Consider the following 13,354-nt stretch of genomic DNA (forward strand, 5'->3'; position numbering starts at 1 on the left):
TTTTCGATCTTAACAGCCAATTTCGTTTGACAGTGAAATTGCGATTCTGATTTAAATTGGTTATTTTTATCCAAAAAAACACATCATTTGAAAACATACTTAAAGAAAATTTCGAAAGTTTTCCTTTGGATAATAGGATCCGTAATTCTGTTGCTCTTAATATTAGTAGTTGCTATTCAGATTCCCTCCGTTCAAAATTATGCGAGAGAAAAAGCGGTAACGTACTTGGAAGGAAAAATCAAAACCAAAGTCACTATTAAGAGAATAGAAATCGGGCTACCCAAAAAAGTGATTCTTGAAGGTGTTTATTTCGAAGACCAGAAAAAAGATACCCTTTTTGCCGGAGAAAAACTAGCCGTAGATATCAGCTTATTTCAATTGTTGAGCAATAAAGTCGAAATTAACTCCGTACATTTAGAAGGTATTACGGCACATTTAAATAGAGATTCAAAAGCCGTTTTTAATTTTAATTACATTATAAAAGCCTTTGAGTCACCAGAGAAACAGAAAACGGATTCGCCACCAATGCAGTTTTCCGTAGAACAAATAAAACTGGACCGAATCCAATTTAAATACAATGACTTTGTCACCAAAAATAATATCTATGCCAATCTAAATCATTTTGAAACAAACATCAAAACCTTCGATTTAGATCAAATGAACTTTGAAATTCCAAAAGCGAAAATCAATGGATTAAAGTTAAAATTAAGGCAAGGTATTGTTGAAATATCCAATGCGACTAAAGCAGCAGCAATCAAAAACGAACCGGAATCTATCTTAAAATTAAAATTAGGAGAAATTGATTTGGCAAAAATTGATTTTGATTATGAAAGTGAAGAAACAAAATTAGAGACCACTTTCTACTTGAAAAAATTACTCGCTAAAATTGACAAAATTGACCTTGATAATCAATTTGCCATCGTAGAAAGTGTTGATTTAACCGGTGTGGAGGGCGCTTTGACTTTTGGAAAATTAGATGAAATAATATCAAAAAAAGCACCCGTTAAAGGGAATTCGAACAATTGGGAAATCAAAATAAAGACGACCGAATTCAAACGAGTTAATTTCCGTTACGACAATTATAATGTTGCAGCGGTACAAAAAGGGATCGATTACAACCATTTAAATCTTACCAATTTAAACCTGCAAGTCGATTTTCTGAACTATAATGCTGAAAATATATCTGGAGATGCCAATTCCTTGACAGTTAAAGACAAAAGTGGTTTAAACATTCAGTCCTTTAATGCTGAATTTTTCTATGGAAAAAAGAATGCATTTCTTAAAAAACTATATCTCAAAACACCTCAAACGGAATTGCGAGACGAAATCCGAATTGGATATCCATCTATTGAATCTTTGGCTGGAAACCCGGGTGAACTAGGCCTTATCGCTTATTTAAAGAAAAGTAAATTGGGAATCAAAGACATTTTGCTTTTTGCCCCTACTCTGAATAAGACGAACCCTTTCATGAGTAATCCCAATGCCATACTGTTGATTAACGGCACCATAACAGGAAAATTGAATAATATTGTATTCCCATCTATTGAGATTAGCGGCATTGGAGCAACAAAATTAGCAGCAAGCGGTAGCATTGTGGGCTTACCGGACGTGAATAAAGCCTATTTTGATTTAAACATAAAAGACTTGCAAACCGGTGCAAAAGATTTTGTTGGCTTTTTGCCAAAAGGTACGATTCCAAATTCAATTCAGTTACCGTCAAAATTCAGCGCCAAAGGAACTTTTAAAGGAACAATTGCCAGTTTCAAGACTAATATGAACTTGGTAAGCAGTTTTGGAAATGCAAAAATCAAAGCAACTTTCGACCAACGCAGAAAAAATTACGAGAAATACGATGCCCAAACGGAACTTAATAATTTTGATTTAGGGAAATTTATCAAAAACGATTCCATTGGAAAAGTAACATTAAAAGCCAACATTAAAGGAACTGGTTTTGATCCGAAAACTGCAACAGCTTCATTGAACGGAAGTATCCTGAAGGCCTATTACAATAAATACACGTACAGAAATTTGAATGTAAAAGGTGCTATTCGCAATGGAAATTTCAATGTTAACGCTACTGCTAAAGATCCTAATCTAACTTTTGATTTAGTCAGCATCGGAAGTTTTAAAGACAAATATCCTTCCGGTAAATTAAAATTAAATGTAGATATCGCCGATTTGGAAAAACTAAATCTGCATGCAGGTCCCTTAAAAATAAGAGGCGTTGTTGATGCTGATATTCAATCGGCTAATTTAGATTATCTCAACGGAACCGTAAATGCGCATAGCATAAATGTGACCAATGCCAAAGAACAGTTTGTAATTGACTCGATAAATGTTGTAGCTATATCGACTGCTGAAAAAAACACGTTGTTCATAAATTCCTCATTTTTAGACGCAGAAGTTAATGGAAAATATAAGTTATCAAAAATTGCAAAAGCAGTATCCAATTCGGTTGCTAAATATTATGACAGCTACCCAAATTCAAGAAAAATAGCAGTTGAAAACCAATATTTCGTTTTTAAAATTGGTGTAAAAGACAATCCAATTATATTAAAACTTATTCCTGAATTGAAAAGTCTCGAACCTATAAATGTTACAGGACGATACAATTCAATCAATGATTTGATTGTAATCAATGGGGCTATTCCAAAATTAATTTATGGAGCAAATACGATTACAAATGCGACTTTAAAAATAGACACTCAAGACAAAGCGCTGCTTTACAGCTTTGTTGTAGACGATATTCAAAACAAACAAATTCAGTTACCACACACGAGCATTACCGGAAAAGTGGAGAATAATCTTGTGGATTACACGGTACAACTGAAAGATGCAAAAGATGTAGAACGGTATTTAATAACCGGAACATTAAAGGCAACTAATGGGAATAATGAAGTGAGCCTTGGTCCGGATAATTTGTTGCTGAACTATGAATCTTGGAAAATAGCTCAAAACAATCTCATTCGTTTTGGCAAAAAAGGAATTTACGCTGATAATTTCGAATTGAGTAAAGACGGAAGTAACATTCAAATCCAATCTGAATCTAATAATCCAAATGCTCCTATTGCAATTAATTTCAAAGATTTTGACATCAATACCATTACAAGTTTTGTTGAGAAAAAAGATTTACAGCTCAGTGGAAAAATTAATGGTGACGCATTGGTGAAAAATGTGAATACCACACCTCTTTTTACTTCAGACTTGAATATTGAAAATTTCACTTTCAAGAAAGATACTGTGGGTAATATCAGCATCAAAGTAAATAATGCGGTTGCCAATCAATTTGATGCCAAAGTGAATATCAGTGGTCAGGGAAATCAAGTAGATTTGGTAGGATATTACAAAACGAGCGAAAGCAGTTTTGACATGAATCTGGATATTGAAAAACTGAATTTGAAAAGTATTCAAGGTTTCACATTGGACAACATTGCTGAAAGTACTGGATTTTTGACGGGGAATTTCAAGATCACTGGAAATACAACCCAACCAAAAGTGATTGGAGAATTAAAATTTAATGAAATTGGTTTCAAAGCGGTACTGCTCAATGCGAAATTTAAATCTTTGAACGATAAAATCACGTTTACAAACAATGCCATTATTTTCGATAATTTCATTATTAAAGATGAAAAAGACAATGATTTAGCGATTAACGGTACTATCAACAGTGAAAATTTCAGTAATTTTGGATTTGAATTATCCATCGATGCAGACAATTTTAAAGCCGTAAATTCTGAAGCTAAAGACAATGATTTGTATTACGGAGAATTGTATTTGGACAATCATTTACAAGTGAGAGGGACGATTGACAATCCTATCGTTGAGGGAAATATCAAAATCAATAAAGACACTAAATTTACTGTAGTATTACCACAATCTGATCCATCAATTGCGGACAGAGAAGGAATCGTTGAGTTCATCGACCAAGATAATCCACAAATTCTGAAGACTGTTTCAGTTGATGAAATCACAAGTGAAATGGAGTTAAAGGGGATAAATGCCTCAGTAAATATTGAAGTGGATAAAGAGGCTGAATTATCACTCGTTATTGACAAAGCCAATGGTGATTTCTTAAAATTAAAAGGGGAAGCACAATTGAACGGCGGCATTGATCCTTCCGGAAAAACTACGCTGACCGGGAGATATGAATTATCTGAGGGAAGTTATGAAATGAATTTTAACGCTATCAAAAGAAAATTCGATATCAAACCAGGAAGTTATATTTTGTGGACTGGAGAACCAACAAGTGCTGATATCAGTATCACAGCGATTTATAAAACGGAAGCGGCGCCAATCGATTTAATAAACGACCAATTAGGTGCTGTTACTGCCGAAATAAGAAACACTTACAAACAAAAAATTCCTTTTGAAACCCGTCTGAAAATGACTGGAGAATTAATGAAACCAAATATTTCATTTGACATTGTATTACCTGATGGAAATAATAGCGTTTCAACCGAAATCATAAATACAACGCAGGCTAAATTGACTCAATTGCGTCAGCAACCAGATGAAATGAACAAGCAGGTTTTTGCCTTACTCTTACTAAATCGCTTTATTGGAGAAAATCCATTTGCCAGCGAAACTGGTGGAACTAACGTTTCGTCATTAGCAAGAGAAAGTGCCAGCAAAATTTTGTCACAACAGCTTAATAATTTAGCGGGTGACTTAATTGAAGGTGTAGAACTTAATTTTGATTTGAATACATCAGACGATTACACGACTGGTCAGCGAGAAAATAAAACTGATTTGAATGTGGGGATTTCAAAGAAATTGCTGAATGACCGATTGAAAGTTACTATTGGAAGCAGCTTTGGGATTGAAGGTCCACAACAAGTGAACCAAAACGCCAATAATATTGCCGGAGATGTCTCTCTTGATTACCAACTTTCTAAAGATGGAAGGTATAAAATGAGAGTGTACCGCGTAAACAAATACCAAGTGGCACTTCAAGGAGAAGTCGTTGAAACAGGAATTGCCTTCGTTATTACAATGAATTACAATAAGTTCAAGGAATTATATGCTAAAAGCGAAGCAAAAAAAGCAAAGCAGAAAGCAAAAAAAGAATTAAAAAAGAAATCAGATGAATAAGAGTCCTTTATTATATATTCTTTTTTTAGGATTGTTCGTCTCTTCGTGCAGTAATACCAAATATTTGCCGGAAGGGGAATTGCTCTACACGGGTGCAAAAATCAAAGTGGAAGGAAAACAAACTTCCAAGAAAGAAAACAAAGCGTTAAAAAACCAGTTGGAAGAAATTGTGAGACCAAAACCCAATTCTTCTTTTCTAGGATTAAAGCCAAAACTATTTATTTATAATTTGGCCGGAACGCCAAAGAAAGAAAAAGGATGGCGCTATTGGTTAAAAACTAAAGTGGGTGAACCTCCTGTTTTTTACAGCCAAGTGGATTTAGAATACAACAAAAGTGTTTTGCAAAACTTTTCTGAAAACAGTGGTTATTTCAATACGAAAACTGCAGCAGATTCAACCCGAAAAGGAAAAAAAGCAAGTGCAGAATATCTTGTAAATCCCGCGCAACAATACAAAATCAGAGAAGTTAAATTTCCTACGGATTCTTCAGTGATTTCAAGTAGCGTGAGCAATACAAGAGGCAGAAGTTTATTGAAAAAAGACGATGGTTACAGTCTTGATGCCATCAAAGAAGAAAGGATTCGCATTGACGCCAGACTAAAGGAAAAAGGATTCTTTTACTTCAACCCTGACTATTTAAAAGTTCAGGTTGATAGCACTGTTGCCGATCATCAGGTCGATTTGATTGTAAAAATTAAGAACGAAACGCCAAGTCTTGCAGAAACACCTTATAAAATCAATAAAATTATTGTTTATCCTAATTATTCTATTGGGATGGACAGTGTAAAAACCAACTTGGATTCGATCCAAAAATACAATGATTTAACGATTATTGACCCGGAGAATTTATTCAAACCACGAATTTTTGACCGCGCATTATACTTCAAAAAGGAAGATTTGTACAACCGTACAAACCATAATTTATCCTTAAATCGTTTAGTAAATCTTGGGACCTTCAAATTTGTTAAAAATCAATTTACGGTTTCTGACACAACAGGGAATTATTTGGATGCGTATTATTATTTAACACCATTACCTAAAAAATCAATTCGACTGGAATTATTAGCCAAAACGAATTCAGCTAATTATACAGGAACCGAACTTAATTTAAACTGGAGCAACAGAAATACTTTCAGAGGTGCTGAATTGCTTACTGTATCAGCTTTTGGCGGTGTCGAAGTACAAGTTTCGGGACAAAATAATGGATTTAATGTTTACCGATTTGGAACTGAAGCGAATTTAGTATGGCCACGATTAGTTGCGCCTTTCAAACTTAATTCTCCGAGTGGTTTTGTACCAAAAACTAAGGCAACTTTGGGTTATGAATTCCAAAACAGAATTAAGTTATACTCGCTGCAAACCTTCAAAGGCTCTTTTGGATATTTGTGGAAACAGAGCGAACAGAAAGAACATTTATTGAATCTTACTGAAATTACGTATGCCAGTCCGCAAAATGTAACGCAGTTGTATCAAGAACAAATCGATGCAAACCCCTCGTTGGAAAAAGTGATTGAAAAACAATTAATTTTTGGTCCAACTTATTCCTACACGTACACAAATACGTTGCAAACAAGAAAGAAAAATACTTTTTATTACAAAGGAACTATCGACTTAGCCGGTAACATCGCTGGATTAGCTTCGGGAGCAAACATTGAAAAAAAGGATCCAATTAAATTATTCAATGTTCCTTTTAGCCAATTTATCAAAATAGAAAATGATTTCAGACATTATTATAAGTTAGGTCCTGATTCTCAACTGGCCACCAGAATTATTGCAGGCGCTGGTTTTGCTTACGGAAATTCCCGTGAAATGCCATTTATTAAGCAGTTTTTCATTGGTGGAACCAATAGTTTAAGAGCTTTTAGAGCACGTTCTATTGGGCCGGGAAGTTTTGATGGCGCATCAACGAATACCAATACTTTTTTACCCGATCAATCCGGTGATTTAAAATTAGAATTTAATACTGAATACCGAGCTAAAATATATGGATTAGTTAAGGGAGCTTTGTTTATCGATGCCGGAAACATCTGGTTGTTACATGAGAATACGGAAAAACCCGGAGCTAAATTCTCTAAAAAATTCATGAATGAAATAGCTGTTGGAGCCGGCGCCGGATTGCGTTTCGATTTCTCTTTTCTTATCCTGAGAACTGATCTTGCCTTTCCATTAAGAAAACCATATTTACCTGATGGCGATCGTTGGGTTTTGGATAAAATTAATTTTGGAAGTGGTCCTTGGCGTAGAGAAAATTTAGTTTTTAATTTAGCAATTGGATATCCTTTTTAAAACAATACCATTGAAACAAAAAAAGAGCACAATAATTTCGTGCTCTTTTTATATCATCTATTTTGAAAATTTAGTCTACCAAAAACAAGGCATTGCTAAACAGTAAATTACCATTTTCCCAGAAACCTCTAAATAAGGGATTGTCCACCATATAAATTACAGATCCGTCGCCTTTACTTTCCACCGCAAAACTTACGGTGTTATTCAGTTTCTTTTTGATTTCATTACCTACAAAACCATAACTTTTATAATCCTTTGGAATATAAGCAACATTAGTAGCTTTTTTCAATAGCGAATAATGCCTGTCATCCGTTTTTAGACTGAAATATTTATCACCTAAACCAAAAGACATTGGATGTGTTTTATTCAGAAGATTTTCAATGATAGCACCAGGAATCGATTTAGAAATATACCTGCGCTCTGAATCCTGAAAATCTAGAAAGCGTTCTTTTAACTCCGCTTCTTCGGCTTCTTTCTCAGAACTCAATTTGTCTTCTTCTGTTGCAAAAGGGCTTAACGCGTATCCTTCTTTAGCCTCAAAAAGAGCAAGAGCGCTGTTCATCGCAATTACTTTTCCACCATTTTTAATCCATTCACCAATTTTCTTTTGTTGGTCTTCTGATAAATCATAATATCCGTCTGCCAAAATCAAAGTGTTATAATTGAAAAGATTTAATTTGTTAAAATTACCTACCTCAACCACGCTGACTGGATACCCAATAGTTTCTTCCATGTAATACCAAGCAGCACCAAACTCTGTAGAACCAACTCCTTTTCCTGATAATAAAACGACTTTAGGTGCTTTCAATAAATTGAAATTTTCACCTCCAACATCTTTAGAATTCGACGAAAAACCTGTGATTATGTAATTGTAATCGGTTTTTATTTTTACCAATTCGCCAATCGTTTTTTCAAAATCAACCACTTTAGGATTATCTGCTCTGGTCACGATCAAACCGCCTGGCTCCACAATTACATCGCCAAAAATAGCTTTTTTCATCGCAGATCGAACTTTGATATTATTTTGGTGCAACAGCGAAAGAACCTGGGCTGAAATTCTGTTATTCCAAGGAATATGAAAAGCATATACATTTTGCGGAATTACTTTTTCTTTTACTCCAATGGACGCTTTTGTTTTGACAGGCAAACTGTTTTTCAATGCAAATCCTTCTACTCCATACGCCAAAGGCAAAGCCCAAGAAGTAATATCATACGATAAACTGTCATTCAATTTTTGATTTGGTTCAAAAAGTACTTGAGCAAAAACGGCTTTTTGTTGGTCTACTTTTACAATTAAATCATTGGGTTCTATCGTAAAACCTTTCTCTGTTTTGGTACTGTAATTAAATCCGGACGCTTTTTGACTGGCATCGGCATAGCTGAATTCGACATTATTTTTTTTCAACAAATCCGCCATTTGAACCAACTTCGGATTGTTTTTCATCACGTACATTTTATAATTTCCCTTCACAGTTTTTCGGGAATTATTCATAAAACCTCTGAAACCTTTCAGCAAAACATCCGCTTGTGCCGCAGCAGATTCTACCACGGTAAGGACTGCCGTAGCGTGATGTGTTATCCGGTCTTGTATCGTCAGCGTAATTCCGTTGCTCATCGTAACGGCTCTCCCCGCGCCTATTCCGCCTTGTTCCATCGTCATTCCTACCGCACCATTGTACGTAGGATAAGTGTCGCCATAACTTGGATAAAACAAATCAAAACGTTCGCCAGTATTGTACATCCAGTTTTGAGCATCAAATTTTTTAGAAATATTTTTACCTAAAGTGTAATGAAAATCTTTTTGATACTTTTCAATATATTCGTGCAAAGGTTCCGCTGAGGGTGGGAAAAAATACGGAGAATTGTATCCCATTTCGTGTACATCCGTATGAATTTGCGGCATCCATTGGTTGTACAGCGCTATACGCTGTTGGGTTTCTGGTTGCGTTTGCCAAGCCCAGTCTCTGTTTAAATCAAAAATATAATGGTTGTATCTGCCGCCCGGCCAAACTTCCATGTGCTCTCTGTCTGATAATTCCGGATGCGTTTTTTTACCTGAAATTTCTCTTAACCAATTCCCGTATCTGGAATATCCATCAGGATTAATGCATGGATCCAAAATTACAATGGTATTTTCTAACCACTTTTTAGTTTCTGCATTCGAGGGATTTACCAATTCGTAAGCCACTTTCATCGCACTTTCGGTTCCGGCAAATTCATTTCCGTGAACATTAAAACTCAACCACACAATTAACTTATCGCCAATCATTTCAGATTTATTTTGGGATAATCCAATGGCTGCTAAATTGTTGTTTCGGATTTGTTCTAAATTAGCCAAATTCTCCGGACTGGAAATAAAATAAACATTCAAATCCCTTTGTTCCGGAGTTACTCCATATTTCTGGTGCTTGATAAAATTGGACTTTCCCGTAAGGTGCCTGAAATAATTTTCAGCCTCATGGTAATAGGTTATTTGCTTTCCGTAATTTGGTAAAAACTGGGAAGGACTTTGCACTTGTGAATGAACACTCAATACCAAAGTTAGTATTAGATAAAAAGAAAAAACGGTCTTTTTCATATTGTTTTGGGTTAATTATGCTTCAAAAATAGCCATTTACGAAGTATTTCACAAGCCAAATTTCGGATTAATGAAATATTAATTTCACCAAACTTCTCATTTTTATTAATTCATTTTTTGTTGCACGATACTAACAATACGGCAATATTCGATATTAAAAAAACAATAATATTCTGTTTTCAATTCGTATCATTGCAACAATCTATTATATTTGCAACCAACAAAATTGACACTACAGATGGAAGAATGTATCTCCGTTTTTGATATGCTAAAAATTGGCGTTGGACCCTCTAGTTCCCACACACTTGGGCCTTGGAGAGCTGCCGAACGCTTTCTAAGCGAATTAAGAAAAGAAAATTTACTTCCTGCTGTAAATCGGGTAAAAATAGATTTATACGGTTCCCTTTCCTTAACCGGAAAAGGTCATGCCACTGATTTAGCTGTAATGCTGGGTTTGAGCGGACAAGATCCGGAATACATTCCCGTGGAAAATATTGATGTAATTATCAAATCAATTGAATCTAAAAACGAAATGAATTTAGGAAACGAAAAACCAATATCTTTTTATTTCCTTCAAGATATTGTTTTCAATAAAAACTTTCTTCCATTTCATGCCAATGGAATGACTTTTACAGCTTATATGACGGATGACAGCGAATACGTTTCCACCTTTTATTCTATTGGTGGCGGATTTGTGGTCAAAGAAGAACGCATCAACGCTAAAAAGAAAATCGAAATAAAATGTGCTTTTCCATATCCAATTGAGAAAGCGGCAGAACTACTGGATTATTGCATAAAAGAGAACAAATCCATATCGGAAATCGTTTATGAAAACGAAAAATCGATGCGTACCGAAGCAGTTATCGATCATGAATTGATACACATTTGGAAAACGATGCTCGAATGCATGTACATTGGTTGTCATTCCGAAGGGATTCTTCCCGGAGGATTAAACGTGCGCCGCCGTGCTTTTGATATGCACCAAAACCTCATCGGTTTAGCAAATTATGATTCGCCTCAAACCTGGCTCGAAGAAATCAGAAAAACGGAAGTCAAATTCCGCCAGATCCTAAAATGGGTTTCTTGTTTTGCCCTTGCGGTAAATGAGGTAAACGCGGCTTTAGGTCGAGTGGTTACTGCTCCTACAAATGGAAGTGCAGGTGTAATTCCTGCCGTTTTAATGTATTATTTAGTGATTGAAAACCATGATGCCGGAGAAAAAGAAATCAAACAATTCCTTATGGTAGCCGGAGAAATAGGCAGTATTTTCAAGAAAGGTTCCACAATATCTGCAGCAATGGGAGGTTGTCAGGCCGAAATTGGCGTTTCTTCCTCGATGGCTGCAGCGGCCTTATGCGAATTGATGGGCGGAACTCCCGAACAGGTTTTAATGGCTGCCGAAATTGCAATGGAACATCATTTAGGATTGACCTGCGATCCTATTGGCGGCCTAGTTCAGATTCCGTGTATTGAGCGAAATACTATGGGTGCCATAAAAGCCATTAATGCTGCTGAATTAGCCTTGGAAACCGACCCGAAAAACGCAAAAGTGCCTTTGGACAAAGTAGTGGACACGATGTGGCAAACGGCCAAAGACATGAATAATAAATACAAAGAAACCTCTGAAGGCGGATTAGCCATTGCCGTGAATATGGCAGATTGTTAAAATTATTTTTTCTGTTTACCAGTTTTTTTAAGTACAAAATAATATATTTAGGTTGTCATTTTAAACACTTTTTCTAGTAAAAAGATTTATCGACCGAAAAAACATAAACAACACTTTAAACATGAAATTTAAATTACTTATTATCATCATATTATGTTTATTGTCAAGCAAAATGATTTCACAAACAGATGAAATCATAAATCTGAAAGGCAAATGGTTTTTTGGTGCTGAAATTGGAAATAATACAATTACATCATTTGTTTCCAACGAGAAAAAAAATTCAATTCAAGGAGGAATTGTTTCCGAATACTACTTTGCTAAACGTTGGAGCGTAAACGCAAAATTAAAATATTTTAAAACAGGAATGTCATTCAACTACAATTCCATTTATGGAAGATTTGATGGAACTGTCCTGACATTGCCAGTAAATATAAAATGGGAATATCCAATTTTTAAAAATTTACGAGGAAATTTAAAACTTGGATTAGCATTAAATAAAGAACTAGAAAGCAATTATTCCTATACAGTCGGAAAAAAAACTGATTATCCAACTCTCTATACTAATTTAAATTATGGAATTGGGTTAAATTATTTTATCAATAGTAAAACTTCCATTTTCATTGATTATGAATTATATGATTTGGGTACAGACAAAAATGATAATGGTTCCAGTGATTTACTTATTGACTCTGCTGACAATAATCTGATAAGTATTGGCGTAAAATATAATTTTAGAAAAAATTAAAAAGCGAACCGGTTATTTACAATAGATTTAATTTCTAATTTTAAATCAAAAAATATGAAAATTAATTGGATAGTAGTTAGCATTGTAATCATTTGTATTCTCGTTTTGATTGTATTTCTTATTAGAAAAAATCAAAAGGATAAAAAAAAATACACCGATTTTTTAAACAATGATTTCAAAAAAGCAGATGAAGAAGAGTCAGACTTGAATGACGATTCGTATTGATTTGCATTCTCTTTAAATTTTAGAACTTAATTATATCCTTCTTTAAATTCTGTTTTTAATTTCACTAAAAATGAAATTATGTTTTTTATTTCACTATTTTTGATATAAAATATATAATTTCATTTTTTATGAAACATTACATCCTGATGGCGGATATTATTAATAGTGGAAAAAAGGAGCAAAAACCACTAATGGAAGATTTTAAAAATCTAATAGAAGAGGTAAATGAAATCTACAAAGCTGATATATTATCTCCCTTGACTATTACTTTGGGTGATGAATTTCAAGGCGTAATAAAAAACTTAGCTGCATCAATTCAAATTATTCTTACTTTAGAGGAATACAGTATTCACAAGAAATTAAATTTTAAATTACGCTATGTTTTAAATCAAGGTGAAATAGAAACGCCAGTAAATAAAAAGATTGCTTATGAAATGTTGGGAAGCGGTTTAACGGAAGCACGATTGAAACTGAATGATTCGAAATATAAAAAATTTAGATTTAACATTGCAATAGACAATCTTTTACAGCAAAGTATTTTGAATGATTCTTTCATAATTTTTGAAAATATTACTGACAAATGGTCTTTAAAAAATGACTATGAATTAGCGTCAAATTTCATTCAATTCAAAGACTATAAAATCGTTTCTGAAAAAATGAATAAAACCCGCTCCCTAATATGGAAAAGAGAAAAAACATTACACATGGAATCCTATTATGCGACAAAAAATATAATTCAAACAATTACTTCAATAAAATAAA

Annotated in this window: 7 protein-coding genes; 6 read left to right on the forward strand and 1 reads right to left on the reverse strand. The window is 34.2% G+C overall.

The genetic code is table 11. The features are described 5' to 3' along the window. Window positions 1-87 precede the first annotated feature (87 nt). The gene (locus tag BMZ76_RS12825) at window positions 88-5,091 is read left to right on the forward strand and encodes a translocation/assembly module TamB domain-containing protein (RefSeq protein WP_091207336.1); all 5,004 of its coding nucleotides are present in this window, start codon (window positions 88-90) and stop codon (window positions 5,089-5,091) included. After that, entirely contained in the window at window positions 5,084-7,378 is a 2,295-nt protein-coding gene (gene tamL, locus BMZ76_RS12830; RefSeq protein ID WP_091207339.1) for a translocation and assembly module lipoprotein TamL, read from the forward strand. The genes BMZ76_RS12825 and tamL overlap by 8 nt, the downstream gene beginning before the upstream one ends. A 70-nt stretch (window positions 7,379-7,448) precedes the next feature. Here the strand turns inward: tamL and BMZ76_RS12835 are convergent, their stop codons facing one another. Continuing rightward, window positions 7,449-9,956, reverse strand: coding sequence for a M14 family metallopeptidase (locus tag BMZ76_RS12835; protein WP_091207342.1), 2,508 nt, complete (start codon window positions 9,954-9,956; stop codon window positions 7,449-7,451). 238 nt (window positions 9,957-10,194) lie between these two features. Between BMZ76_RS12835 and BMZ76_RS12840 the strand changes: the two genes are divergently transcribed. The 4 genes from BMZ76_RS12840 (at window position 10,195) to BMZ76_RS12850 (ending at window position 13,353) form a co-directional block, all read left to right on the forward strand. Continuing rightward, the gene (locus BMZ76_RS12840) at window positions 10,195-11,622 is read left to right on the forward strand and encodes an L-serine ammonia-lyase (RefSeq protein ID WP_091207346.1); all 1,428 of its coding nucleotides are present in this window, start codon (window positions 10,195-10,197) and stop codon (window positions 11,620-11,622) included. A 121-nt stretch (window positions 11,623-11,743) separates the two neighbouring features. Beyond that, window positions 11,744-12,367, forward strand: a complete 624-nt coding sequence (locus tag BMZ76_RS12845) for an outer membrane beta-barrel protein (protein ID WP_091207350.1) — start codon at window positions 11,744-11,746, stop codon at window positions 12,365-12,367. A 54-nt stretch (window positions 12,368-12,421) separates the two neighbouring features. After that, window positions 12,422-12,592: a hypothetical protein gene (locus BMZ76_RS15945; protein WP_167547464.1), complete on the forward strand. Its 171-nt coding sequence runs from the start codon at window positions 12,422-12,424 to the stop codon at window positions 12,590-12,592. Between the two features lie 128 nt (window positions 12,593-12,720). Then, on the forward strand, window positions 12,721-13,353 hold the full coding sequence (locus BMZ76_RS12850; protein ID WP_091207353.1) for a SatD family protein: 633 nt from the start codon (window positions 12,721-12,723) through the stop codon (window positions 13,351-13,353). The last annotated feature ends 1 nt before the right edge of the window (window position 13,354 follow it).

Origin of the sequence: Flavobacterium xueshanense (genome assembly GCF_900112975.1) — a bacterium.
In the GTDB taxonomy this organism is placed as follows: Bacteria; Bacteroidota; Bacteroidia; order Flavobacteriales; family Flavobacteriaceae; genus Flavobacterium; species Flavobacterium xueshanense.

Excerpts from the sequence above, each read along its gene's own strand:
- tamL (WP_091207339.1), top strand. The coding sequence starts at position 5,084 with ATGAATAAGAGTCCTTTATTATATATTCTTTTTTTAGGATTGTTCGTC.
- BMZ76_RS12835 (WP_091207342.1), bottom strand. The coding sequence starts at position 9,956 with ATGAAAAAGACCGTTTTTTCTTTTTATCTAATACTAACTTTGGTATTG.
- BMZ76_RS12840 (WP_091207346.1), top strand. The coding sequence starts at position 10,195 with ATGGAAGAATGTATCTCCGTTTTTGATATGCTAAAAATTGGCGTTGGA.
- BMZ76_RS12845 (WP_091207350.1), top strand. The coding sequence starts at position 11,744 with ATGAAATTTAAATTACTTATTATCATCATATTATGTTTATTGTCAAGC.
- BMZ76_RS15945 (WP_167547464.1), top strand. The coding sequence starts at position 12,422 with ATGAAAATTAATTGGATAGTAGTTAGCATTGTAATCATTTGTATTCTC.
- BMZ76_RS12850 (WP_091207353.1), top strand. The coding sequence starts at position 12,721 with ATGAAACATTACATCCTGATGGCGGATATTATTAATAGTGGAAAAAAG.